At 68.4% G+C, this 7,025-nt stretch carries 7 protein-coding genes; 6 read left to right on the top strand and 1 reads right to left on the bottom strand.

Going from position 1 to position 7,025, the window contains the following annotated elements:
• From VML93_RS30550 to VML93_RS30530, 5 genes are all read left to right on the top strand, one after another.
• On the top strand, positions 1 to 965 hold a 965-nt coding region (locus VML93_RS30550; protein ID WP_325616308.1), incomplete at its 5' end, for a hypothetical protein.
• 14 nt (positions 966 to 979) lie between these two features.
• Complete coding sequence (locus tag VML93_RS30545; RefSeq protein ID WP_325616306.1) at positions 980 to 1,633, top strand: DUF4129 domain-containing protein; 654 nt, start codon at positions 980 to 982, stop codon at positions 1,631 to 1,633.
• The gene (locus VML93_RS30540; protein ID WP_414686491.1) at positions 1,615 to 2,787 is read left to right on the top strand and encodes a DUF4350 domain-containing protein; all 1,173 of its coding nucleotides are present in this window, start codon (positions 1,615 to 1,617) and stop codon (positions 2,785 to 2,787) included. Before VML93_RS30545 ends, VML93_RS30540 begins: the two co-directional genes overlap by 19 nt.
• An 80-nt stretch (positions 2,788 to 2,867) precedes the next feature.
• On the top strand, positions 2,868 to 3,788 hold the full coding sequence (locus VML93_RS30535; RefSeq protein ID WP_325616310.1) for a MoxR family ATPase: 921 nt from the start codon (positions 2,868 to 2,870) through the stop codon (positions 3,786 to 3,788).
• A complete protein-coding gene (locus VML93_RS30530; protein WP_325616303.1) occupies positions 3,788 to 5,110 on the top strand; it encodes a DUF58 domain-containing protein in 1,323 nt (440 codons plus the stop codon). The genes VML93_RS30535 and VML93_RS30530 overlap by 1 nt, the downstream gene beginning before the upstream one ends.
• A gap of 54 nt (positions 5,111 to 5,164) precedes the next feature.
• Here the strand turns inward: VML93_RS30530 and VML93_RS30525 are convergent, their stop codons facing one another.
• The gene (locus VML93_RS30525) at positions 5,165 to 6,157 is read right to left on the bottom strand and encodes a stage II sporulation protein M (RefSeq protein ID WP_325616302.1); all 993 of its coding nucleotides are present in this window, start codon (positions 6,155 to 6,157) and stop codon (positions 5,165 to 5,167) included.
• Positions 6,158 to 6,207: 50 nt separating this feature from the next.
• Here VML93_RS30525 and VML93_RS30520 point away from each other — a divergent pair.
• A partial coding sequence (locus tag VML93_RS30520) for an RDD family protein (RefSeq protein WP_325616301.1) occupies positions 6,208 to 7,025 on the top strand: 818 nt, incomplete at its 3' end.

Below are 7,025 nucleotides of genomic sequence, written 5' to 3'. Positions count from 1 at the left end.
CCAAACCCGGGATCATCCCACTGCGACCATTGGGCCTCAGCGACATCTTCAATGGAGCCGTCGGCTACATCCGGGCCAATCCGAAGGCGACGCTCGGACTGACGGCCGCGGTGGTGTTGGTCATGCAGATCATCACCACCGCCGCCACACTGGGACCGTTGGCGGCCGCCACCCGGATGGGCTCCGATCCGAAGACGGCACTTTCCGCGGCCACCGCGGGCAGCGTGATGCTGGGTCTCGTCGCCCGTCTTCTGGTCGTCTGGCTGGGCAGCATGCTGTTGTCCGGCATGCTGACCGTCATCATCGGGCGGGCGGTGTTCGGGTCGCCGATCACCATTGGTGAAGCGTGGGCCAGGATTCGTGGCCGGCTGCTGGCCTTGCTCGGCCTGTCGCTGCTGGAAGGGGCCGCTGTGGCGGCTCTTGGCGGGCTGGTGGTGGTGATCATCGCCGGCGTGGTCGCCATCGGCAATGTAGCGGTGTCCATCCTGGTGATTCTCGCGCTGTTCTTCATCGTGATCGCACTGTTGATCTACCTGTACATCGCGCTGTTGTTCGCTCCGGTGCTGATCGTGCTGGAGAGGCTTCCCGTCTTCGATGCCATCAGCAGGTCCTTCGCGCTGATCCGAAACAGCTTCTGGCGAGTGTTCGGGATCTGGCTGCTGACCTATCTGGTGACGAGCATTATCGCCGGGGCGGTCGGGGCACCGTTCGCCTTCGCTGGCCAGATAATGCTGATCAAGCCATCGTCGATCGGCATGGTGATCCTCGCCACCACCATCTCGTCCATCGGCACGGCGTTGGGCCAGATCGTCACCTCGCCGTTCAGCGCGGGAGTCACCGTGCTGCTCTACACCGACCGCCGGATGCGCGCGGAGGCGTTCGACCTGGTGCTGCAGAGCGGGGCCGCGGGCGGGCCCACCCCCGGCGAGTCCACCGACAACCTGTGGCTGACCCGGCCGGTTTGAGGAACTGACTGACCATGCCTTCGATCGACATCGACCGCGATGGTGCACATCAGCTCGCGCAGGACGAGCTCAACAAACCGATCTACCCGCACCCATCGTTGGGCGAAAAGGTGGGCCATTGGATCAACCACATCTTGTACCGGATGTTGGAGGCGAGTTCGCACGTACCAGGCGGCTGGTTCACCACCACGGTGTTGCTCATCCTGCTGGCGGTCGCCGTGGTGATCGCCGTACACGTCGCGCGGAAGACACTGCGCACCAACCGCCGCGGCGACTCCCAGTTGTTCGAAGCCACCCAGCTCACCGCGGCCCAGCATCGTGCCACCGCTGAAGGCTATGCGGCGGAAGGGAATTGGGCCGCAGCGATTCGGCACCGGCTGCGCGCGGTGGCCCGCGAGCTGGAAGAGGCCGGCGTGCTCAACCCGACCCCGGGCCGCACCGCCAACGAGCTGGCCCGCGACGCCGGCGTCGCGCTGCCGCACCTGGCGGACGAATTATCGCAAGCGGCAACGGCGTTCAACGACGTCACCTACGGCGAGCAGCCCGGAACCCCGGCCGCCTACCAGATGATCGCCGATCTCGACGACCACCTTCGGTCGCGATCGACTGTCGCCTCACCGGCGGCCGCGCACCATGCCCCGGCCGACTCATGGGCGCAGATCCGGTGACGGCAACCGCTTCGGGACCACCTCCCGCACCCGCGACCGGTACGGCCAAGCGGCGCTGGCGGTTGTGGCGCACGGTGTTGCTCATTGTCGTCCTCTTCGCGGTGGTGGGCGCGATCGGCGCCTATTTGACCGCACCGCGGCCCGGCGGCCGGATGGATGCCGAATCCACCAGCCCCAACGGCGCCCACGCGCTGGTGACACTGTTGCGTGACGGCGGCGTCGAGGTCATCGTGGCCCACCGCGTCGGCGACGTCGAACGGGCGGCGCGCCCTGACACGCTGATCCTGGTCGCGCAGAGCCAGTACTTGGCCGACCGCACGCTGCTGGAACGGCTGGCGAGCCTGCCCGGCGACCGGCTCCTGGTGGAGCCGACCTCGCGAACCCGCGAGGCGCTGTCGCCGGGTCTACACCTGGCGCCCGGCACCGAATTCAACAGCGACCCGAATTGCACTCTGCGGGAGGCGGTTCGGGCCGGTTCAGTACAATTCGGAGCAAGCACCGCCTACCGGTTCAAAGACGGCCGCGAAGTGACCCGCTGCTACGGCGGGATGTTGGTCCGCTATCGCGACGGTGACCACACCACCACCGTGGTGGGCAGCTCCGACTTCATGACCAACGAGAACCTGTTGCAGGAGGGAAACGCCGCGCTGGCGATGAACCTCGCGGGCGCCCGGGCCCGGCTCATCTGGTTCGCGCCGGACCAGGTCGAGGGTGAAAGGTCCTCCCCCACATCACTTTCCGACTTGATTCCGGACAATGTGAGCTGGATGATCTGGCAACTGTGGCTGGTGGTGCTCCTGGTCGCCCTGTGGAAGGGCCGCCGGATCGGTCCCCTGGTGGCCGAGGAGTTGCCCGTCGTGGTGCGCGCATCGGAGACCGTCGAGGGCCGCGGCCGGTTGTACAGATCGCGCCGGGCGCGCGATCGAGCCGCCGAGGCGTTGCGCACCGCGACACTGCAGCGGCTGCTGCCCCGAATCGGCCTGGGCCCCAATGCGCCGGCGCCCGCTGTGGTGTCGGCCGTCGCCGCGCGTAGCGGAGCCGACGAGCGATACGTCTCTTACCAACTGTTCGGCCCCGTCCCGGCAACCGACCACGACCTGCTACAACTTGCCCGTGCGCTCGACGAGATCGAAAGGCAGGTCACTCACTCGTGACACAGTATTCTTCCGCGCCCCAAGCCTCCTCCACGCCCCAAGCCCAGGCCCCGCTGGCTGAATCGGCGCGCGGCGCACTCATGGCGCTTCGCGCCGAGATCGCCAAGGCCGTCGTCGGCCAGGACGGGGTGATCAGTGGTTTGGTGATCGCGCTGCTGTGTCGCGGTCACGTGCTGCTGGAAGGTGTTCCGGGAGTGGCCAAAACACTGCTGGTGCGGTCGCTGTCCGCGGCGCTGCAGCTGGAATTCAAGCGCGTGCAGTTCACCCCCGACCTGATGCCCGGCGATGTCACCGGTTCGCTGGTCTACGACACGCGCACCGCCGCCTTCACCTTCCGGCCGGGTCCGGTGTTCACCAATCTGCTGCTGGCCGACGAGATCAACCGCACCCCGCCGAAAACCCAGGCGGCACTGCTCGAGGCGATGGAGGAGCGTCAGGTCAGCGTGGACGGCGAGCCCAGACCGCTGCCCGATCCGTTCATCGTCGCCGCCACCCAGAACCCGATCGAATACGAAGGCACCTACCAGCTGCCCGAAGCCCAACTCGACCGCTTTTTACTCAAGCTGAATGTGACGCTGCCGCCACGGGACGCCGAAATCGCCATCCTCAACCGGCACGCGCACGGATTCGATCCCCGCGATCTGTCCGCGATCAGAGCGGTGGCCGGGCCGGCCGAGCTGGCGGCGGCCCGGGAGGCGGTACGCCAGGTCCTGGTCGCCGATGAGGTGCTGGGCTACATCGTCGATATCGTCGGGGCCACCCGTTCCTCCCCCGCGCTGCAGCTGGGGGTGTCGCCGCGTGGGGCCACCGCGCTGCTCGGCACCGCCCGGTCCTGGGCGTGGTTGTCCGGCCGCAACTACATCACTCCCGACGACGTGAAGGCGATGGCCCGCCCGACGCTACGACACCGGGTGATGTTGCGCCCCGAAGCCGAACTGGAGGGCGCCACACCCGACGGTGTGCTGGAGGGAATTTTGGCGTCGGTCCCGGTGCCCCGCTAGTGATCCTGACCGGGCGCACCGGGTTGGTGGCGCTGATCTGTGTCCTGCCGATCACGCTGTCACCCTGGCCGGCAAAGGCTTTCGTCACGCTGCTGGTGGCGCTGGCGATACTGGTGGCCGTCGATGTCGGATTGGCGGCGAGCACCCGCAGACTGCGCTATACCCGCTCGCCGGACAGCTCGGTGCGACTGGCCCAGCCGGTGACCGTCGGCCTGCTGGTCCACAACGACGGGCGCCGTCGTTTCCGCGGCCAGATCCGCGATGCCTGGCCGCCCAGCACCCGCGCCGAGCCGCGCACCCACGCCGTCGTCATCCCCGCCGGGCAGCGCGAGCACGTCGACACCAGGCTGCGGCCGATCCGTCGCGGCGACCAGCGCGCCGCCGCGGTCACCGCCCGATCGATCGGGCCGTTGGGGTTGGCGGGACGGCAGCGTTCGCAACAGGTGCCCGGTCAGGTCCGCGTGCTGCCGCCGTTCCTGTCCCGCAAGCACCTGCCGTCGCGGCTCGCCAAGCTGCAGCAGATCGAAGGGCTGCTGCCGACGCTGATACGCGGTCAGGGCACCGAATTCGATTCGCTGCGCGAGTACGTCGTCGGCGACGACGTGCGCTCGATCGACTGGCGGGCAAGCGCGCGCCGAGCCGACGTCCTGGTCCGTACCTGGCGACCCGAACGCGACCGGCGGGTGGTGATCGTGGTCGATACCGGCCGCATGGCGGCGGGCCGCGTCGGCGTCGACCCGACTGCGGCCGACCCGGCGGGATGGCCGCGACTGGACTGGTCGATGGACGCCGCGCTGCTGCTGGCCGCCCTCGCGTCGCGGGCCGGCGACAACGTCGACTTCCTCGCGCACGACCGGTTGACCCGGGCCGGCGTATTTGGCGCGTCACGCACCGAACTGCTCGCCCAGCTGGTCAATGCCATGGCCCCGCTGCAACCCGCGCTTGTCGAATCTGATTGGCGCGCAATGGTGGCCGCGATTTCGCGGCGCACCCGGCGACGGTCGCTGGTGGTGCTGTTGACCGACCTGAACGCGACCGCTCTCGACGAGGGCCTGCTGCCCGTTCTGCCGCAGTTGTCGGGCAAACACCACGTGTTGATCGCGGCGGTCGCCGACCCGCGGGTCGACGAGATGGCGGTCGCGCGTACGGATCCGGCCGCGGTGTACGACGCGGCGGCCGCGGAACGGTCCCGCAACGACCGCCGTGCGATCGCCTCGCGACTGCGCCGCAGCGGGGTGGAAGTCGTCGACGCACCTCCCACCGATATCGCGCCCGCGCTCGCCGACCGCTATCTGGCGATGAAAGCCACCGGGCGGCTTTAGCTCGGCGACGATGCAGGGCGCGCAGCGGCCTGAGGAGGAGACGAGCAATCTGCTTTAGCGGGTCGGGACTACGTCGGGCGCGTCATCGATATCGCCGGTCTCCCCGGCCTTGACCGCGCGCCGGCCGAAGTACACGACGTACCACAAGAACGCCACCTCGACGGCGACTCCGATACCCACCCGAAGGAATGTCGGCAACGGCGACGGTGTCACCATCGCTTCGATCAACCCGGCGACCAGTAACACGGCCACCAACCCGACAGCGACCGACACCACCCCACGGCCCTGCTCGGCGAGGACCTGTCCGCGCGGCCGGTCGCCCGGCGATATCACCGACCACCCCAGCCGCATCCCGACCGCCGCGGCCAGGAACACCGCCGTCAGCTCCAGCAGTCCATGCGGAAGGAGCAGGCCCAGCAGCAGGCCGCCCTTGCCGGCCTGGAACATCAGGCCGGCGATGACGCCCACGTTGGCGGCGTTGTTGAACAGCAGCAACGGGATCGGCAGTCCCAGGACAACCGCGAACGCGATGCACCTGGCGGCCACCCACGAGTTGTTCAGCCAGACGTGCAGCGCGAACGCCGCGGCGGGGTGCTCGCTGTAGTACGACTCGACGTCGTGGTTGACCAATTCGTCGATTTCGCTTGGCGTTCCGACGGCGGCCTGCACCTCGGGATTACCGGCTACCCAGAAACCGATCACCGTCACGACGGCGAAGAACACCACCGCCGTCGCCAGCCACCAGCGCCACGAGCGGTAGGCCACCACGGGGAATGACACCGTCCAGAAACGGGTGAACGTGCTGGTCAGCGGCGCGTGTGCGCCGGTGACCGCGGCGCGTGCGCGCGCGACCAGGCTGGACAGCCGCCCGACGAGCAACGAGTCGGACGACGCCGACCGCAGCATCGACAGATGCGTGGACACCCGCTGATAGAGCTCGACGAGTTCGTCGACTTCGGCGCCGTTCAGCGACCGACGTCTCTTGATCAACTGGTCGAGCCGCTCCCAGGTACTGCGGTGAGTCAGCACAAATGCGTCGACATCCACCCTGCGCAGCCTACTCAAGCACCCAGCCTCACCATGTACCGTTCGGTGTTATGTCGGAGGTGGTGACCGGCGATGCCGTGGTGCTGGACGTGCAGATCGCCCAGTTGCCGGTACGAGTCGTGAGCGCGGTGATCGATCTGTTGGCGATGGTCGTCGCCTACATCATCGGCGCGGTGCTGTGGGCGCTCACCCTGACTCAGTTCGACAGCGCGTGGGCTGCCGCCATCCTGCTCATCTTCACGGTGCTGGTGATGGTCGGATATCCGTTGGGGATGGAGACCGCTACGCGTGGCCGGTCGTTGGGCAAGATGGCGATGGGGCTGCGGGTGGTGTCCGACGACGGCGGCCCAGAACGCTTCCGGCAGGCGCTGTTTCGAGCGTTGGCGTCGGTGGTGGAGATATGGATGCTGGTCGGCAGCCCCGCGGTGATCTGCAGCATGCTCTCGCCGAAGGCCAAGCGCATCGGGGATATCTTCGCGGGCACCATCGTGGTCAACGAGCGCGGACCCCGGATGGCGCCGCCGCCGATGATGCCACCGCAGCTGGCGTGGTGGGCCTCGTCGCTGCAGCTGTCCGGCCTGAGCCCCGGCCAGGCCGAGGTGGCACGCCAATTCCTTTCCCGGGCAGCAGAACTCGATCCCAGGCTGCGAGACCAGATGGCCTACCGGATCGCCGGCGACGTGGTCTCCCACATCGCCCCGCCGCCGCCACCCGGTACCCCACCGCAGTTGGTGCTTGCCGCCGTGCTCGCCGAACGCCACCGTCGCGAGTTGGCACGGCTGCATTCGATGAGGCCCGCGCCACCAGCGGCACCCGCGCCATTTCCGCCTCCCGGGCCGGCACCCCTGCCACCTCCCGGCGCCTGGCC

Source organism: Mycobacterium sp. (assembly GCF_035499775.1).
Lineage (GTDB): Bacteria > Actinomycetota > Actinomycetes > Mycobacteriales > Mycobacteriaceae > Mycobacterium.
This window is presented reverse-complemented; position numbering and strand designations above follow the sequence as displayed.